At 75.9% G+C, this 16,361-nt stretch carries 13 protein-coding genes; 1 reads left to right on the top strand and 12 read right to left on the bottom strand.

The annotated features are described in order from the left end of the window. Positions 1–101: 101 nt before the first annotated feature. Complete coding sequence (locus tag IEZ05_RS21975) at positions 102–716, top strand: TetR family transcriptional regulator (protein WP_229869800.1); 615 nt, start codon at positions 102–104, stop codon at positions 714–716. Positions 717–1,087: 371 nt separating this feature from the next. On the opposite strand, the gene IEZ05_RS21970 is transcribed toward IEZ05_RS21975, so the two are convergent. From IEZ05_RS21970 to IEZ05_RS21915, 12 genes are all read right to left on the bottom strand, one after another. Then, positions 1,088–1,744: a TetR/AcrR family transcriptional regulator gene (locus tag IEZ05_RS21970; protein WP_189231908.1), complete on the bottom strand. Its 657-nt coding sequence runs from the start codon at positions 1,742–1,744 to the stop codon at positions 1,088–1,090. A 103-nt stretch (positions 1,745–1,847) separates the two neighbouring features. Beyond that, positions 1,848–3,398 carry a TRAFAC clade GTPase domain-containing protein gene (locus tag IEZ05_RS21965; RefSeq protein ID WP_189231907.1) on the bottom strand — a complete coding sequence of 517 codons (1,551 nt, stop codon included), beginning with the start codon at positions 3,396–3,398 and terminating at the stop codon, positions 1,848–1,850. 6 nt (positions 3,399–3,404) lie between these two features. Then, the gene (locus IEZ05_RS21960) at positions 3,405–5,939 is read right to left on the bottom strand and encodes a GTPase-associated protein 1-related protein (protein WP_189231906.1); all 2,535 of its coding nucleotides are present in this window, start codon (positions 5,937–5,939) and stop codon (positions 3,405–3,407) included. Beyond that, positions 5,936–7,126: a hypothetical protein gene (locus IEZ05_RS21955; RefSeq protein ID WP_189231905.1), complete on the bottom strand. Its 1,191-nt coding sequence runs from the start codon at positions 7,124–7,126 to the stop codon at positions 5,936–5,938. Before IEZ05_RS21955 ends, IEZ05_RS21960 begins: the two co-directional genes overlap by 4 nt. Further along, positions 7,126–9,186 carry an Hsp70 family protein gene (locus tag IEZ05_RS21950; protein ID WP_189231904.1) on the bottom strand — a complete coding sequence of 687 codons (2,061 nt, stop codon included), beginning with the start codon at positions 9,184–9,186 and terminating at the stop codon, positions 7,126–7,128. Before IEZ05_RS21950 ends, IEZ05_RS21955 begins: the two co-directional genes overlap by 1 nt. Then, positions 9,183–11,375, bottom strand: a complete 2,193-nt coding sequence (locus IEZ05_RS21945) for an AAA family ATPase (protein ID WP_189231903.1) — start codon at positions 11,373–11,375, stop codon at positions 9,183–9,185. The genes IEZ05_RS21950 and IEZ05_RS21945 overlap by 4 nt, the downstream gene beginning before the upstream one ends. Beyond that, on the bottom strand, positions 11,363–12,817 hold the full coding sequence (locus tag IEZ05_RS21940) for a coiled-coil domain-containing protein (RefSeq protein WP_189231902.1): 1,455 nt from the start codon (positions 12,815–12,817) through the stop codon (positions 11,363–11,365). Before IEZ05_RS21940 ends, IEZ05_RS21945 begins: the two co-directional genes overlap by 13 nt. Beyond that, positions 12,814–13,464 (bottom strand): 4Fe-4S single cluster domain-containing protein, encoded by a 651-nt coding sequence (locus IEZ05_RS21935; RefSeq protein ID WP_189231901.1) that lies wholly within the window; start codon positions 13,462–13,464, stop codon positions 12,814–12,816. The genes IEZ05_RS21940 and IEZ05_RS21935 overlap by 4 nt, the downstream gene beginning before the upstream one ends. Beyond that, positions 13,461–14,501 carry a protein kinase domain-containing protein gene (locus tag IEZ05_RS21930; protein ID WP_229869799.1) on the bottom strand — a complete coding sequence of 347 codons (1,041 nt, stop codon included), beginning with the start codon at positions 14,499–14,501 and terminating at the stop codon, positions 13,461–13,463. The genes IEZ05_RS21935 and IEZ05_RS21930 overlap by 4 nt, the downstream gene beginning before the upstream one ends. A gap of 2 nt (positions 14,502–14,503) precedes the next feature. Continuing rightward, entirely contained in the window at positions 14,504–15,352 is an 849-nt protein-coding gene (locus IEZ05_RS21925) for a protein phosphatase 2C domain-containing protein (RefSeq protein ID WP_189231899.1), read from the bottom strand. Beyond that, complete coding sequence (locus IEZ05_RS21920; protein ID WP_189231898.1) at positions 15,349–16,119, bottom strand: vWA domain-containing protein; 771 nt, start codon at positions 16,117–16,119, stop codon at positions 15,349–15,351. Before IEZ05_RS21920 ends, IEZ05_RS21925 begins: the two co-directional genes overlap by 4 nt. Next, complete coding sequence (locus tag IEZ05_RS21915) at positions 16,112–16,342, bottom strand: hypothetical protein (RefSeq protein ID WP_229869798.1); 231 nt, start codon at positions 16,340–16,342, stop codon at positions 16,112–16,114. Before IEZ05_RS21915 ends, IEZ05_RS21920 begins: the two co-directional genes overlap by 8 nt. Positions 16,343–16,361 lie beyond the last annotated feature (19 nt).

The raw sequence follows: 16,361 nt of genomic DNA, 5'->3' as shown, positions 1-16,361 counted from the left end.
TCCCGGGTACGAGGGCGGGTTAATTGCCCATCGGTGTGCAGACTAATCTCAGGTTAGTTTCTTGCCCACTGATGTGCAAAACAACCTCGGGGTACCCACCGATGACCACCACACGCACCCGGATCCTGCGCGCGGCCGAACGCGAACTGGGTCGCGACCCGGACAGCTCACTCGCCGCGATCGCCGAGGCGGCCGGTGTGGCGCGCCGCACCCTGTACGGGCACTTCGCGGGGCGGGACGCGCTGATCGAGGGGCTCGTCGGGGAGGCCGCGGAGGCGGTACGGCACGCGCTCGACGACTCCGGCGCTCCGGCCGCCCGCGCGACGCGGGACGACCCCGCGACCGCCCTGGCCCGTTTCGTCCTCGCCCTCTGGCCGGTCGGCGACCGCTACGGCACGCTCATCGCCCTCGCCCGCCGGGACCTGGGGCCGGACCGGACGAGCGAGCGGATGGGGCTCCTGCTCGCCCCGGCCCGGGACACGCTGGCCGCGATCCTCGCCCGCGGCCGGCGGGAGGGCGTCTTCCGGACCGTCGTCCCGGCCGGTGTGCTCGGCGCGGCCGTCGAGGCGCACCTGCTGGCCCTCCTGGACTGCGTGCGCCGCGGCGCGTGGACCGACGACGGCACCGGCGCGGCCACCGCCGCGCTCGTCGCGGCGGGCGTCGCCGCCGACACTGCGACGGAGACGGCCCACCGGGCCCGGGGCACGCGTGCGTGACCCGGCCGTGCGGGGCGTCCGACGTGAGCGGCTCCGGTCACCCGGGACGGCTCCCGCGCCCTGGGCCCGTCCGGCCTGCGCCGCGCGCCGACGCCTGCCTGCCGCGCGCGGGCGGGGCGGACCGGACAGCGCGGCCCGCCGGGACGGTGCCGAGCACAGCGGGGACGGTCCCGGCGGCGGGCGGGCGCTTCGGAACGGGCAGGGGCGGGGAGCGCCCCGCGCGGGAGTGGGTGGGCAGGGCGTCGGCGGGCCAGGCCGGGGTGCCGGGTGGGCGCGCTGGAGGGGCAGGGATGGGGAGGCGCCCCGCGCGGGAGGGGGCAAGGCGTCGGCGGGTCCGGCCTGGTGGGCGGCGGGTGCGGGGCCGACGAGGGTCAGTCGCCGGGGTCCGGCTTCGGGGGGACCGTCGGGGCCACGGACTCGACGACGGTGCGGGCCCGGTCCTGCGGCACGCCGGCCGCGACGAGTGTGGCGACCGCGGCCCGCGTGCCGTCGTCCTCCAGCGCACCGGTGTTGACCTGCTCCAGCAGGGCGACCGTCATCGCCTCCAGCCCGGCGCTCAGCACGGCGGGCGGCAGATGGGCGGGGAAGGTGCCGTCGCGCTGGCCGCGCTCCAGGATCGCGGTGACCTCGGCGCGGGCCGGCGTGAGGATCTCGGCCACCCGCTCCGCGCCCAGGTCGTGCCGGGCCAGCGCCAGCAGCATCCGGTAGCGGTCGCCTACGGGCCACATCAACAGCAGGAAGTACGCGAGCGCGCGCTCGGCCGGTACCTGCGGCCCGGCCCCCTCCCCGGCCGACTCCATCGTGCTGCGCAGCACCTCGGAGGCCTCCTCGGCGAGTGCCTCCAGCAGCGCCGCGCGCCCCGGGAAGTGACCGAAGAGGGTGCGCCGTACGACACCGGCGGCCCGCGCCAGTTCCTCCAGGGTGGTGTCCGGGTTCCGTCCGAGCTCCCGGCGGGCCGTGGCCAGGATGCGTGCCCGGTTGGAGCGCGCGTTGCGTCGCTGCGGCTCGCGGGCCACTGGCTTGGACACGGGAGGACCTCGGTGGATCAGTGCGGAGGGACGCGGGGCGGGACGGCGGGACGGAGGCGCGTCCATTCTGGCACGGAGGACTCCCCCGGCCCGGTCGCCGCCCTCAGTCCCGCAGGCACCAGTCGACGAACCGGGTGATGCTGCCGTCCACCCGGGCGTCCTCGTCGGCCACCGCCGCCGTGCAGAAGTAGCGGACCTCCTGGAAGTCCAGCTCCATCGCCTGGACGAGACTGCGCAGACCGAGTCCCTCGCAGAGCCAGGCGCGGGCGCCGTCACTGTCGTCGAGGCGGTCGGGCACCAGGCCGTGCCCGGCCAGCAGGTCGGTCTTGCTGATGGCGACGGCCAGCCGCGAGCGCTTCAGCGGGGCGCCCATCGCGGCCACCGCCTGGACCGACCGGCCGAAGACCTCCTCCGGGTCGACCGTCGAGGCGAGGGTGCGGTCCAGCAGCGGGCCCGGCGCGGGTTCCAGCGAGGTCCAGAACGCCTTCACCGACATCGGGTCGAGGACGAAGAGGAAGGTGCGCGCGGCCCGGGCATAGCGCAGCGCGTCCGTCTCGTCGCGGTCGACGAACCGCTCGCCGGCCGTGTCGAAGAGGTGGACCAGCCGTTCGGAGCGGCCGGTGCCGAGGACGAAGGAGTGCGCCCGGGGCAGCGCCTTCTGGGTGGCCCGGGTGTGGCCCTGCATCCGCAGGACCTCGCGCAGCACCTGGTAGTTGGCGTCCGAGTCGTCGTCGGCGAGCGTGATCGCCGGCCCGCCGTCGGCCGCCGCGTTCTCCAGCGCGAGGAGCATCGCCGCCATCAACTGCGTCTTGCCCGCGGCCTGTCCGCCGATGAGCGGCAGGACGACCTCGGGCATGTGCCCGGCGTCCGCGTTCATCGGCTTCTCGCAGTGCGGATGCACGCAGTACGCCTGGAGCCGCGCGTCCCTGCTCATCAGCATCAGCAGTGTCGGCATGCGCTGCCCGCACTCGCAGCGGCGGCGGAAGATGCCGTACGTGCCGGGGCGGATGTCCGCGTGCCGGCGCCGACAGGTCGCGCGGGGGCAGTCGTACGCCGGATAGGGGACGCGTTCGAAGCAGTGCGGGCAGAGCATCCCGGTGCGCAGCCGCTTCACCCACAGCACCGTCCGGTCGGCCGCCCGCAGGGTCCCGGCGACCGCCCGGGCCCCGCCCGTCAGCAGGACGAGGACGAGCGCGTGCAGCGCGAGGAGCACGGCGAGCGGCGGCAGCGCCAGGACCGCGCCAAGGCAGAGGCCCAGGTACAGCGTCACTCCGTACGGCACGGTGAACGCCCGGTGCCGGGTCGGGGCCACGAACTGCCGCGAGGTCACGGCGCGGAAGGAGTCGCCGGTCGTCCTCAGGTACGCCCGGCGCTCCAGCGTGAGGAGTTGGCGCAGGTCCCGGTAGCCCGGGCCGAAGAAGTAGTTGCGGTACGCCTTCACCGCCTCGTCCTGCGGGCGGTAGGGCGCCATCGTGCGGTACTCGGGGGTGCGCCGGTACAGGACGCCGATCAGCAACCGGACGTGGCCCCACAGGAGTTCCATCGTCAGCGCGACGCCCCGCAGCAGCACGACGGCCGGGACGACCACCAGGTAGGCCGTGAGCGCGGCGAGGTAGAGCACGGGCATGAAGACCCAGGCGATGATCTCGGCCACCGGACGTCACCGTCCCTTCTTCTCGCCCTGGGAGCCGTCGCCCTGGGAGGCGTCACCGCGGGAACCGCCGTCCGGAGAACCGCCCTTGCCGCGGCGGAAGGACAGCCGCACCTTCCCGGCCAGCTTCTGCGGGCCGCTGCGGCGGGCCTCGGCGCACTCCCGGTAGTAGTCGGCGAGCTGTGGGTGGTGGGGGCGTACCACCGCTTCGAGCCGCTTCACGTCCTCGGTCCGCCAGTACCTGCCGGTGTGGCCCCGGACCGTGTGGACGAGCTCCCGCTGGGCCTGGGAGAGCCGCCCGTCGGCCGTGGGCAGGGCTGCCACGGCGGCCACATGGCCGAGCAGGACGTCGTCGAAGCGCTCGGCGCCGGTCGCGGCCCGGCGTACGGCCGCCAGGTAGTCCTCCGCGAGGGAGTGGCCGAAGTCCGGCAGCCCGTCGCGGAGCCGGCGGACGTCGACGGGCAGGGCCAGCATGGCCGGCACCAGGCGGTACCGCTTCAGCGCCTGTGCCGCGGTCCAGGTGGCGGTTCCCGACACCCGGAACGCGCCGGCGAGTCGGACGGCCTCGCCCTCCGTGCGCAGCGCCCGGTCCAGTTCCAGGATGATGCGCACGCGTTCCCGCGCGGCCGGCGGCAGCCAGGCCGTGTGCCCGGGCGAGGAGAGCACCTCGCACAGCTCCAGGCAGGCCGCGAGCCCCTCCTCGTCGTCGATCCGCTGATTGACCGCGCGGTCGAGCCACTCGCCGACCGCCTCGTCCACCCGCCCCGCGTCGGACAGCCCGCGGACGATCCGCAGGGCCTCTCGGTGGGTCCAGGGCCGTGAGTGCCGCCACAGGCCGCGCAGCAGTTCGGCGTCGGGCGAGGTCCGGCCGCGCACCTCCAGGATCGCGAACAGGATCTCGACCGTGCGCGAGGGCTCCCGTTCGGCGCGGGCCCGCCAGTGGTGCTCCAGGAGCAGCGGGCGGTCCCGCAGGTCCCGCTCACCAAGGAGTTCGGCGGGGAACTGCGCGAAGAGCTGCTCCTGTCCGTCCCGCCCTTCGAGGGCCTCCTGCACCGCCTCGGCCAGCGCCTCCCGCATCCGCGGCAGGCCGTCGACGAGTTCGACCACCTCCCGGCGCAGGCCGGGGCCGGGGCCGGCGGAGCCGAGCAGGGTGCGGGCCAGGGCGAGCGTCTCGCGTGCGACGAGGTCCGGTGCCGGTGCGAGTCGGGCACCGAGCGCCCACAGCAGCAGCCGCACCCGCTGCCGGGCCGTGGTCGCCTCGCCGCCCAGCAGCCGTTCCCACAGGGCGGTGGCCCGTTCGCGTTCCGCCCGGTCGGTGATCGGCACCGGCGCGCTGGCGTCCTCGGCGCCGGTCATGTACGCCCGCATCCGGGACTCGTGCAGCTTTCCCTCGATCTCCTGGTGCACGGCCGTTTCGCCGCCGGCCTTCGCCGCGTCGCTGAGCGCCGCCAGCTGAGCGTCGTCCAGGTCCCGGTGCTTGCGGTGCAGGTCGGCGGCGACGGCGGCGCGGCGCGGCCCCAGGTGGTCGGCGCCGGCCAGCCAGCCGATCACCGCGCGGACGTCGGCGCCGGTGAGCGCGATGCCGCCCGAGGCCGCCGCCGCGGCCACCGGTGCGTGCCAGTCGGCCGGGGTCTCCTCCCCGCCGTGGGTGTAGTCCGCCGTCCAGGACCAGACGGGCCGGACGGAGCCGACCCCGATCCGGGTCAGCAGCGGCACCAGCCCGGGGACGGCCACCTGCGGGAAGTGGCCGCGGGAGAAGTCGAAGACGGTGTAGGCGGCCTCGTCGTCCGTGCCGAAGTCGAGCTGCGCCTCGGGCACCGTGCCGATCAGGTGCAGCCGGCTGCGGGCGGGCCGGAAGACGTAGGTGGCGAAGGAGAGACGGCGGGCGAGCGGGGGCGGCAGCAGGTAGGACACGGCGGCGAACCAGCGCGCGATCCGGTCGGTCGAGTCGTCGACGACCACCACCGAGCCGTGGTCGGTGAGCGCGGCGAACACGGCGGCCAGCAGGTCCGGCAGCCGCTCCGCGTGCGGGTGGGACCGGAGGAAGTCACGGACCGCGCGGGTGCCGAGCGTGCCGCGCGGGGGCGCCGCCAGCACCGGGATCTCGGTGTCCGGGGACGCCGAGCGGGTCCACACCGGCGAGTCCCACAGCTCGATGCCGAGCATCCCGCCGCCGGCCGCGGGGAAGTCGTCGCTGTGCAGGGCGTGGGCGAAGTAGTTGCCGAAGCGGCGGGCCGAGTCCCGGCCCACGTAGCGCACGCACAGCACGGTGGCCGTCCGGCCCTGCGGGTCGAAGGGCCGGTAGCAGAGGTTGACCGGGCAGCGCGCGAGCAGTTCCGGGGTGTCCGACTCCACCATGGAGCGCGGCGGTTCGTACCCGGCGAGGGCCTCCACGGCGTGCCGGGTCTCGGCGCTGACGCCCGCGCTGACGGCGTTGAACTGGAACCCGGAGAAGCCGCTGAGACCGTGCTCGCAGGAGGTGTAGTACAGCTGCTGGAAGTGTGCCCGGGGGCCGGGCGGCCCCGGCGCGTCCCGGCCGCTCATCCGCGTCCCGCCCTCGGCACCGAACCGAACTCGGCGAGCAGCCACAGCAGCGGGTCGGCCACCCGGTAGGGCTGGATGCCGGTAGGGGCGACCCGGGCCTCGGGGGTGGGGTTGCGGCCGAGGGCGGAGACGCCGAAGTAGCGGTAGCGGGTGTAGTGGTTGTCGAGGAGCTGGTCGATCTGGACGCCGTCCCAGTCCTTGAGGAGCCGGCGCACCTCCTCGTGGACGCTGAGGCTGTCGCTCACGTCGAACCGGCCGCCCGGCGGGGCGTAGTCGCGCAGCGGGCTGCCGGCGTCCAGCTGGTGCCAGAAGGCGTCCATCTTGGAGAAGACCACGGCGATCGGCGTGTCGATCTTCTGCGAGGACCGGCCGCCGCGCGGGGCGAGCAGCAGGCTGGTGACCCGGGACAGGACGTTGACGGGCGCGTCGAGTCCCTCGGTGCCCGGCAGCGGGGTGCCCGGCAGGGCGCCGGCCCGGGCGTCGGACATCTGGAGCGGGTCGAGGAGCAGGATGATGCCGTCGGCGCCGGTGAGGTAGCGGGTGTTGAGCTCCACGCTCTCCCGGGAGCTGAAGTCCTCCCCGGCGGTGTCGAAGAAGGACAGGACGGTGTGCTGGGGGCGTTCGCCGAGGAGGGTGCGCCGGCCCAGGCTGAAGCGGAAGACCAGCGGGTCCACCCGGTTGAGGTTGGTGGAGGCGGTCTGGGTGCCCGGGAACATCTGGTTGTCGCGGTAGAGGCGGTCCTCGTAGTCGGAGCTGTAGCGGCGCATCGTCGCGTCGTCCAGGCCCATCAGGGCGGCCCCGAACGCCTCGCCCACCCTGTTCCTCATCTCGTGCAGCAGCACCGTCATGTAGACGGTCTTGCCGGACGCCTTGGCGCCGACCATGGCGATCAGCCGGTTGTCCACCCGGCCGAACTGGACGGGCAGTTCGGAGTGGCACACCGGGCAGATCCGGTAGGTGCTCTCGCCGTCGCAGTCGGGGCACGGGGCCGTCGGCTTGCGGCCGTCGGCGGCGAAGTCCGGTCCGAGGTCGTGGCTCGGGCGCGGGCCCCGGCGCTCGTCGAGCACCTGGTCGCGGCGGCGTGAGCATTGCTTCCCGGTGCGGCTGAGACGGCTGTTGCAGCGGAAGCGGATCTCGCGCGGCGCGAAGCTCTCGTAGCAGTAGGGGCAGGTGAGTCGTCTGGCCATCACGTCACTCGCAGTCTGTGCAGCGCCGTCGGGCGGATGTCGACGGGCGCGTCGGTGGCGGCGTTGCCGTCCGCCGGGAAGCAGACCAGCCAGGAGGGGCCCCGGGTGGCGGGCAGCGGGAACTCCACGGTCAGCGGGGTGCCGGCGGGCAGTCGTTGCGCGGGCACCTCGTGCAGCACGGTGCCCTCGGCGGTGCTGGTGGGACGGAAGCGGCCGAGGCTGTGGACGATGCGCAGTGCGGGCAGGTCGCAGCCGGTGGCGGAGGTGAAGGCGACCGAGGCGACCCGGCCCTTGAGGCGCCGGCGCACGCTCGGTTCGTACTCCACGACGGGTGCCTCGGCGGGCACGAGGAGCGACGAGGCGCCCTCGCAGTCCGCGCCGGGGTCCGCGACCAGGGCCTCGACGGTGAGGGTGACCGCGCCCCGGCCGACGGCCAGGTCGAGGCCGCCGTCGTGCTCGTAGACCCGGCGCCGGCAGAGCATGTCGCCCTCCCTCGGGAGGCCGCTGCGCGGCCCGTCGCCGACGGGGCCCGTCTCGCGGCGCCAGCGGACGCGGGCGCTGAGGGCGCCGTCGGGCCAGGCCCACAGGACGAGGAGGTGGTCGCCGCGGCGCAGGGCCTGGAGCTGTCCGACGGGGACGGCGAGGTGGTCCCGGGGGGCCGTGGCGGCATCGGCGGGGTCCGCCGCCGGGGCGCCGGGGGCGGTGTCCGCGGTGTCCTGGCCGCCCGGGCCGCGGGTGGCGTACGGGTCCGGGGAGGGCCCCGGGACGGCCTCGGGGGTCTCGGGCGGCGGCTCCGGTGCCCGACGGGGGCCGGGGACGGTGACGGTGGGGTGTGCGGGCGCGGGCCCGGCGACCGGGGCCGCCGGGTGCTCCGGCTCGTGCGGTGGAGGCGGGTGCGGTGACGACGGATCGTTCGGCGGCCGGGAGCCGTCCGTGGCGCTCCGCGGGTCGCCGGGAGCGGTCGTGGGGGCGTCGCGGTGTGTCGCCGGTTCGGGGTCCTCGGGCAGCGGGTGCCGGGGGCGGGGGTCGGGGTCCGGTACGGGTGGGGCGGCGGGGTCCGTGTCCCGGCCCCGGGCAGGGGCCGTACGGGTGTCCCGGTCCCAGTCCCGTACGGGGATGCCGGCACGGTCCGCGTCCGGGTCCGGCAGGAAGTACCGGCCGCCGGTCCGGGCGGGCGCGGGGGCGGGGCCGTCGACGATGCGCAGGACGGGGAAGTCGCGCAGGGCCAGCAGCCCGCGTACGACGGCGAGTTCGGGCAGGTGACCGCGGACCGTGAGGCCCTGGGCGGCCGGCAGCTCCTCGATCTCGGCCCGCCGGCCGGGCGTCGCGCACAGGCCGCCGGCCAGCAGGACCGTGTCCACCATCGGCCCGGCCGCGGTCAGTTGCTCCGCCACGGCTTCGAGTGCCCGCTCCCGCAGGGGGCCCACCGCCCGCTCGAAAGCGGCCCGGTCCAGGGTCAGCCGGTGCCGGCCGCCCGCCGCGTCCTCGACGGTCTCGACGGCCTCGTCCGAGGCGCCGAGTGCGCGCCGCAGCAGCTCCGCCGCCCGGAGCGGGTCCACCCCGTCCGGCAGCCGCCCGGCGAGGCCGGCGGCGAGTGCCGCGTCCCAGTCGTCGCCGCCGAGCCGGTGACTGCGGGTCCGCACGAGGCGCACCGTGAGGTCCGGTGTGACGGCGAGGACGGTCAGGTCCAGCGTCGTCGCCCCCTGGTCGCAGACCAGCACCGTGCGGTCCACGCCCTCGTCGACCGCCCCGTAGTGCAGCGCCACCGCCACCGGGTCCGGTACGACCCGCGCGACGTCCAGCCCGGCGCTCTCGGCCGCGCGCCGCAGCTCGTCCTCCCGGCCGCCGGACGCCGGTATGCCGAGGACCGCCTGCCGGTCCGGCTCCCCGGCCGCGGCCGCCCTGCCCGCCGGGGCGGGCCCGAACAGCAGGGGCAGCGCCCGCCGCGGCCCCAGGACGCCGTCGGTGCCGTCGAGTCCGGTGGCGGTCACGGCCGGTTCGCCGTCGGGGCCGATCCGCCCGACGCGTCCGAAACGGTGCCCGAGGTCGATGCCGATCACGTTCCCTCGCCCTCCTCCCGCGCGCGGGGCGCGGTCCCGTCGGCCGTGACGCGGGCGGTGCCGTCGGCCGCGATGGCGGCCCGGATCCGGCTCCCCGGGGCCGGCCGGTGCTCCAGCAGGTGGCGCACGACGGCCGCCCGCACCTGCTCCAGTTCGTTGCGGATCTGCCGTCCGCCGTACGCCTGGTGCTCGGGGTCCGACATCCGCTCGGTGATCCACGGGTGCAGGGTGTCCGCGTCGGGGACCAGCTCGACGCGGTGCCGCTCGCGCACCGACTCGGTGAGCTGTCCGAGGAGCCGGTCGGCGATCCGGACGATGTGCTCGCGGCGCAGCATGTCGAAGACGACCACGCCGGGCTTGAGCCGCCCGTAGATCTCCGGCCTGCCGATCTGCCGGAACTTCTCCTCCACCGCCCGCGTGAAGTGCGCCTCGAGCTCGGGGTAGGTGAGCTCGTCGCCGCGCTCGCTCAGCAGGCCCTGCACCGCGTCCGCGCCCGTGTTGGAGGTGAAGATGATCAGGCACTGGGAGAAGTACGCGGTCTGGCCGCGTCCGTCGGTGAGCCGGCCGTCCTCCAGGATCTGCAGGAACTTGTCCAGCACCTTGGGATGGGCCTTCTCGATCTCGTCGAAGAGCAGCACGCTGAACGGCCGTTCCTGCACCCTGCGGGTCAGCTCGCCGCCCTGCTCGTGGCCGATGTAGCCCGGCGGTGCGCCGGCGAGGCGTTCGGCGGCGTGCTCCTGCTGGTACTCGCTCATGTCGAACCGGGCGTAGGCGCTCTGGTCGCCGAACATCAGCTCGGCGACCGACTTGGCCAGTTCGGTCTTGCCGACGCCGGTGGGGCCGACGAAGAAGAACGCGCCCCGGGGCCGCGCGTTCCCGGAGTTGCCGAAGTCGACGCCGACGAAGGCGGACTGCAGGGCCGACGCGACGGCGTGCACGGCCGTGTCCTGGCCGACCACCCGGGCCCCGAGCACGTCCGCGGCGCCGGCGACGGTCTCGCGGTCGAGCTGGGTCCAGGGGTCGACGCTCACGTTGAGCCGGTGCAGCTCCAGGAGCTTGTCGGGCTTGCGCAGGGGTGCGTTGCGCAGCCACGAGGTCCGGGCGAGGGACTCGATGTCCCAGCCCGTCATGCCGTCGGTGGCGCCCACGAGGCCTTCGAGGTCGGCACGCGAGGCGTCCTGCGCGCCGTTGAAGTGCCGGTGCAGCCAGCTCAGCCAGAGCCGGCGTTCGCTGGGGTCGGGCGGGGCGATGTGGAGGGTGGCGATCCGGGGGTCCTCCAGGTGGAACCAGCCGGGCAGGCGTCCCACGTCGCCCACGGCGCAGAGGACGGCGTTGCGGGCGTGCGGGGCGGGTCCCGCGGCGGAGTGCGGGGTCACGGCGTCCGTCATGGCGGCGCGCAGCCGCAGATAGCCGAGGTGCGAGTCGGGCTGGCCGGGCGGGAGTTGGTGGTCGACGTCCTCGAAGACGAACGCCGTGGCCGCGTCGGGCGAGGCGGCCAGGCGGTGCACGGTGGCGACGACGTCGTCGAAGGTCCGGGGCCGTCCCGGCGTCCGCGGGGCCAGCAGGCGCTCGCGGCCGCGGTGCCGCTCGTCGCCGCGCCGGGTGCGCGCGGTGCGGGCCTCGGTGTCGGTCGCGTCGTCCTCGCCGCGGTTCTCCCAGGGGCGTGCCGTCCTGCCGTCCTCCGGTGACCGGCCCCGGCCGTCCGGGGCGCCGGTGCCGGTGCCGGTCCCGTGGGCCGTGCCGCCGGGTGTGCCGTTCGACGCGCCGCCATGAGCGCCGCCGGGTGTGGCGGGGCGGGTGCCCTGGGGGTCGTTCGGCGGGAGTCCCGCGACCAGGCGGTCGAAGCGTTCGGCGTGGCCCGGGACCGGGAAGGTGAGCCCGGCGACCGGGTCCCACCAGCCGACCAGTTCCGCGCCGCGCAGCTCCAGCATCCCGGCGACCACCTCGCGGAACGAGGCGGGCCGGTCCTCGAACCACCAGCGGTCCCTGACCTGCCCGTTCAGGATCACCTGGCGCCCGCGTCGCAGCTCCCACCCGAGGGAGACCGCCCACAGCGGCATCATGCCGTCCGCGGCGGCCGGCTCACCGTCCCGGCCGGCACCGCCCCGCTGCTCGGCGCGTTCGGAGGGCGACGGGCCGCCGACGCCGTTCGCCCGCTTGTCCCAGCCGACCGTGCTCACCGGCTCCATGTCCACTCCTCCGCGCCGGGCAGCTGCCGGGCCTGCCGCGAGGGCGGCTTGCCCTGCCAGGTGAGTTCGCCGGGGACGAAGCCGTCCTGTCCGCCGACCGCCTCGTGCACCCGCTCCAGGAGGTCCTCCGTCCGGTCGCACACCGCGCCCTCGGGCGCCGGTTCGAGGGCCACGTCGGGCTCGCCGTCCACGTGGTAGACGAGTACGGGCGTGCCGCCGGTGTCCGTGGCGATCGTCGTCTCGTAGCTCGCGCCGCTGGGACGTTCGAAGCGCAGGACGAGGCGCTCGCCCTGGTCCTCGCCGCCCAGGAAGGCGAAGCCCTCGCCGAGCATGGCGTCCTGGAGCGCCTGTCCGAGGTCCATCCGCCGGGTATGGGCCAGCTGGAGTTCGTCCAGCCGCGCCTCGGCCTCGGGGAGCAGTTCCTCCAGCGCGGTGACCGCCGCGAGGGCCTCGGTCGCCGCGCCCGCCGCGAGCGGCCCGGTGGCGGCGCGCAGGGCCTCCTCGATCCGTTCCGCGAGCTGCGGGTCGGCGAGTTCCCGGGCGTCCTCCGCCGCGTCCTGCGCGGAGCGGTGCACGACGTCGAGCCGGTCCGCCGCCTCACCGAGGGCGGCCGCCAGGCGTTCGCGTTCCGCCTCCTGGGCCGCCTCATCGGCCGCGGCCCGGGCGGCGGCGCGTTCCTCGGCCTGCCGCTGCTCCTCCCGGACCTGCTGTTCGCGCTGCCGTTCCGCCTCGACGCGCCCCGCGGCGGTCGCGGCGTGCCGGGTGAGCGCGTGCTCCATCGTGCCGAGCAGTGCCTCGAAACGGGTCCGGCCGTCGGGACCGGCCGAGGCGCGCAGCCGGCCGAGCAGTTCCAGGCACCGCTGCCGGCCCTCCGCGTCGTGCTCCGCGGCGTCCGGGCCGATCTCGGCCAGCCTGCGTTCGAAGCCGGCCAGCACGGCACCGGGGTCGGCTCCCCGGTCGGCGTCGTCCCCCCGCCGGTCCAGCAGGACGATGCGGCCGCGCAGTTCCTCGATCGCCCCGCCGAGCTGCTCCCCGTGGCCGATCCTGCCCCGCAGCGTCCGCACCTGTTGTTCCAGCGCGTCCAGTTCGCCGGCCGGGGCGCCGTTGCCGGACGTCCGGACGCGGACGAGCAGGTCGTGCACCTCGTCGAGGCGGCGTGCGTCGGCGCCCGCCTGCTCCTGGCCGAGCCGGGCGGCGTGGGCCTGCTGCTCGGCGGTGCGCCGGGCCGCGAGTTCGTGTCGCCGACGCTCGGCCTCGGCCTTCGCCCGTTCCCGGCGCGCGGCGGCCTCCCGGGCCCGCCGGGCGGCGAGTTCGGCGCGTTCCCTGGCGCGCTGGGCCTCGCGGCGGCGGCGTGCCGCCTGCTGTTCCCGGCGCCGTTGCTCCTCCCGCTGCCGGTAGGCGGGAGCGACCGTGACGGTGCTGTACTTCGGTGATCCGCTCATGCTTCCCTCCGTGCCTGGGTGTGCAGCACGAAGCCCCGCGCCGCGAGTTGTTCCTCGAGTCCCTCCCGGAATCCGGGGGTCGGTGGCACCCCGGCCCAGGAGAGCGATCCGTCGGCCTCCAGCGAGAGTTCGACGCCCGCGCTGGTGTCGGGCTGGTCCGTCAGGTGGGCGTAGCGGTCGGTGAGGGCGACGATGCGCTGGTTGGCCGAGCCCCGCCAGCGCAGACCGGCGTGGCGCGCGGCCACGTAGGGGCCGTCGACGAGGAGGTCGAGGCGCCGCAGCAGGGCCTGCCGGTCCGGGCCGCCCCTGCGCAGGGCCTCGTAGCGGAATCCCGAGTACGCCATCGCGCTGAGCCCGGGCCTGCGCGCGCGTACCGCGTCGAGCAGCGCGGCCAGCGGGGCCGCCTGACTGAAGGGCTCGCCGCCGGAGAGGGTGACGCCCTCCACGTCGGGCAGTGCGCAGAGCCAGTCGGCGAGTTCGCCGACGGTGTACGCGGTGCCGCCCTCGAAGGGCAGGGTCTCGGCGGCCACGCAGCCGTGGCAGCGCAGGGGGCAGCCCTGCACCCAGATCACGGCGCGGTTTCCCGGGCCGAGGACGGTGCAGTGGCCGAGCCTGCGGGCCACGGAGAGCCGGGTCGTCTCGGTCATGCGGTCTCCTCCTTCGGGTCCTGCCCCTCGCCGGCCCGTTCGGCCAGGTCGCACCAGGGGCACCAGGGCCGCTCCACCGTGTGCACGTGCAGGGGGTCCGTCCGGCAGGTCCTCAGCCGGGTCGGGGCCGACTCGGCGGCCAGCGCCTCGGCCCAGGCCGACGCGGAGGGCCGCACGCCGCCGAACGCGGCGCGCATCAGGTCCGCGAGCCGCCGGGGCAGCAGGTCGACGGGCGGCGCGGAACGGGGCAGCAGCACCGACGTGCGGTCGAGGAGGCGGCACCGGCCGTGCAGGACGTTGTCGTCGTGGGAGCGGTAGTCGCCGCCGTCCGCGGGATACCCGGCGAAGGGGTGCAGTCCGTCCATCAGCAGCTGGTGGATCAGAACGGCGAGCACGAAGTCGTCCGAGGTCCGCTGCGGCGGGGTGCCGGCGGGCGCGCCGATCCGCTCGGGGGCCAGGTAGCCGGTGGTGCCCATCCGCCCCGGGAACAGTTCGCCGCCGTCCGTGAACTGCCAGGAGTCCACGTCGGCCATGCCGACCTCGCCCCGGTCGTCCACCCACAGGTTGTCGGGCTTGAGGTCGCCGACCACATAGCCCTCGGCGTGCAGGTCGGCCAGCAGCCGGGCGAGCGAGAGGGCGGCGGTCAGCGCGGTCGCCCAGGTGGCCCGGGGCAGCAGGGCGCGGCGGGCGGCCGGGGTCAGCAGGTGCGGGAAGGGCCGGTGGGCGTGGCGCATGTCGGTCATCACGTAGCCGTCGACGCCGTCGGCGCCCGGGCCACCGGTGCGCACCCCCACCATCGGCCAGGCGACCCGTACCGGCGCCGTGGAGAGCAGCCGCACCGTGCGCGGCTCGCGGCGCTGGCGGACCAGCCGGGCTATGCGGCGGCGGTAGGCGGCCGGGTCGGGCGGGTCGGGGACGAGCTTGGCCACCAGGGGGCGCGCGTCGTCGACGCCGTACACGACTCCCTCCGAGCCGCTGCCTATCCGCTCGGTGAGGCGCCATTCGCGTCCGTTGCCGGACACCACGGTGAGGGCCATCGTCACCTCCCGTCGGCCAGGGCGCACAGCACGGTCAGGTCGTCGCCGGTGCGTGCCGCCCCCGGCCCGGAGAGCAGGGCCCGCAGGGGTTCGGCGTTCCCGCCGTTGGCGCGCAGGGTGGCGGCGAGCCCGCAGAAGAACCGCTCCGACGGCAACGGCCCCGCCTGCGGGGGCAGTCCGCGTACGGAGGGGTGGTCGAGGGTCAGTGCGGCGCAGCCGTCCGTGGCGAGGACGACGCCGCTGAGTTCCGGCTCCCACACCACGAACGACCGTGCCCGCAGAGCGGCCCCGGGCGAGGAGAGGAACACCGGTCCCGGACCCCGGGGTTCGGGCGGCGGCAGGACGAGGTGGCAGCGCTCGGCCGGCTCCGGCTCCGTCCCGTCCGTGGCCCGCCGGGTGAGCACGGTGCCGAAGCAGTCGCCGACCGAGACGAACGCCGCCCACGGCGGCCGGACGACGGCGGCGGCCAGGGTGGCGGCGAGGGCGCCGGCGTCCACGGGCTCCGCGTCCGGCGGGTCCGTCCGGTGCGCCGGGTGGGCCGGAGCCGTCGCCGACAGGACGGCCGTCACCGACCGCAGGTACTCCGCGACCACCCGGGCGCCGGCCGCGGCGATCCACCGGGTCCAGGTCTCCGGGGCGTCCTCCGGGCCAGGGGCGTCCTCGGCCATCACCCGGCAGGCCGTGTCCACGGCGATGTGGGCGCCGAGCGCGCTGCGCTCCCGTCCGCCGGCGCCGTCCGCTACGGCGAGGACGGCGCTCTCGCCCAGGTCGACCGCTTTGAAGGCGTCCTGGCATCCCCGTCCCGTCGCCAGGTGCCCGGTGCCCTGGACGGCGGCCCCCGCGACGATCACTGGTATCTCTCCTCGAGCAGTTGCAGACGCCGCTGCCGGTCCGCCAGATCGGCCACCCGGCCGCGGATTTCGTCGGCCGTCTGGTCCGGTCCGCTGCGGTCCGAGCTCTGGAACAGGAGGTCGAGGATCCGCTCGAAGCTCAAGTCCTCCAGCATCAGCGTGCCCTCGGGTGCGAGGACCCGCAGGAGGTCCAGGTCGGCGCCGCGCACTCCGACGGCCTGGAACACGCACTCGCCCCGCTCCTCGCCGCGGCGCACCCTCGCCGCCGTGCCGGCCAGGGCGGCGGGACCCATCGGCTGCCCGTCTGCGTCGCTCGGCGCACCGTCCGTCAGCACCCACAGGAACGGCCGCCGCACCTGGACGCGCTGCGCCTGGAGCGCCCGGTAGCGTTCCCGGGCGAGGTCGAGCGCCGTCTCGACGGCCTCCGTCATGCGCGTGAGCCCGGACGCCTCCAGCCGGGGCGGGCGCATCCGGTCCACCGGCACGAAGAGCCGGTCCGCCGCGGACTCCCCGGCCGGCGCCAGCGCCCCGCGGACCGGGTCGAAGACCCGCACCCGCGAGTCGAACGCGATCAGGCAGACCTCCACCCGCGCACGCAGTCTCGGCTCCTGCCTGACCCCGGCGAACCAGCGGGCCAGCGCGTCGTTGAGTTCGTCGATGCGGGGGCTTCCGGCGGGCCGCCCCATGGAGGCCGACGTGTCGAGGAGCAGGACGACGGGCTGCCGTTCGTCGTAGCCCTCCGCGAGGCCGATGCCGTACTCACTCATGCCCGGGCCGCCCGTCCCCGGCCCCCGGCGCGGCCCGGTGGGCGACGAGCCCCCGCCGCTCGGCGTCGTGGCGCACGACGACCTCCGTTCCCGGGGGCATGTCCGGGGAGTCCGGGCGCATGCGCAGCAGCACACCCTCGACCAGGACATACGCGTCGGGCGCCGGCCAGGTGACGATCCGGCCCGACGCCCCGAGAGCCCACTCCCGCATCCCGCCGCTCATGCGCCCACGGTAGGTGACA

Source organism: Streptomyces flaveolus, assembly GCF_014648815.1.
GTDB classification, from domain to species: Bacteria; Actinomycetota; Actinomycetes; order Streptomycetales; family Streptomycetaceae; genus Streptomyces; species Streptomyces flaveolus.
This window is presented reverse-complemented; position numbering and strand designations above follow the sequence as displayed.

Coding starts and splice junctions, on each gene's coding strand:
- IEZ05_RS21920 (WP_189231898.1), bottom strand. CDS start 16,119: ATGAGTGAGTACGGCATCGGCCTCGCGGAGGGCTACGACGAACGGCAG.
- IEZ05_RS21945 (WP_189231903.1), bottom strand. CDS start 11,375: ATGGAGCCGGTGAGCACGGTCGGCTGGGACAAGCGGGCGAACGGCGTC.
- IEZ05_RS21960 (WP_189231906.1), bottom strand. CDS start 5,939: ATGAGCGGCCGGGACGCGCCGGGGCCGCCCGGCCCCCGGGCACACTTC.
- IEZ05_RS21940 (WP_189231902.1), bottom strand. CDS start 12,817: ATGAGCGGATCACCGAAGTACAGCACCGTCACGGTCGCTCCCGCCTAC.
- IEZ05_RS21975 (WP_229869800.1), top strand. CDS start 102: ATGACCACCACACGCACCCGGATCCTGCGCGCGGCCGAACGCGAACTG.
- IEZ05_RS21955 (WP_189231905.1), bottom strand. CDS start 7,126: ATGGCCAGACGACTCACCTGCCCCTACTGCTACGAGAGCTTCGCGCCG.
- IEZ05_RS21935 (WP_189231901.1), bottom strand. CDS start 13,464: ATGACCGAGACGACCCGGCTCTCCGTGGCCCGCAGGCTCGGCCACTGC.
- IEZ05_RS21930 (WP_229869799.1), bottom strand. CDS start 14,501: ATGGCCCTCACCGTGGTGTCCGGCAACGGACGCGAATGGCGCCTCACC.
- IEZ05_RS21915 (WP_229869798.1), bottom strand. CDS start 16,342: ATGAGCGGCGGGATGCGGGAGTGGGCTCTCGGGGCGTCGGGCCGGATC.